Consider the following 514-nt stretch of genomic DNA (forward strand, 5'->3'; position numbering starts at 1 on the left):
AACTTGGCACCACTGATTGTAAGCTCGCCCTTGATTACGTTTGATCCCAATAGGAACAAATTTGACCCACACGTTTTGGGTGTGTCTTACTTATTCCACGATCCCAATGGAGATGCGCTCTCGTTTACTTTGGTACAAGAGCCGGATCCCCTCAGCGGGCTGAGTGTGAGTCTACGAGGTTACGATTTGTACCTCGGCGGATCGCCAACGATCCCGGCGTCCTTCACCCTGCGGGCCACGGATTCACAAGGACTGTACACGGATCTAACCAGCACACTGAATTTCGTACCTGAACCTGTATCGCATGGCCTGATTCAGTCCAGCGGTACACTCACTCAGGTTGACCTAAATACTTATTTCACAGATCGAGACAACGATCCTCTGGTCTTTGCTTTGGAAGGTATCAGCTACGCCACCGGTCATGCTTACATCAATGACAACATATTAACGTATAGCGGGTCGTATAGCGGGTCGATTAGTCAGCCCATCGAACTTTGGGTCTCCGCAACCGATC

Annotated in this window: 1 protein-coding gene; it reads left to right on the forward strand. The window is 50.2% G+C overall.

Going from position 1 to position 514, the window contains the following annotated elements; all coding sequences use genetic code 11:
* Positions 1–81: 81 nt before the first annotated feature.
* On the forward strand, positions 82–514 hold a 433-nt coding region (locus PQG66_RS25260), incomplete at its 3' end, for a hypothetical protein (protein ID WP_272040607.1).

Source organism: Paenibacillus sp. JJ-100 (assembly GCF_948329825.1).
Lineage (GTDB): Bacteria > Bacillota > Bacilli > Paenibacillales > Paenibacillaceae > Paenibacillus.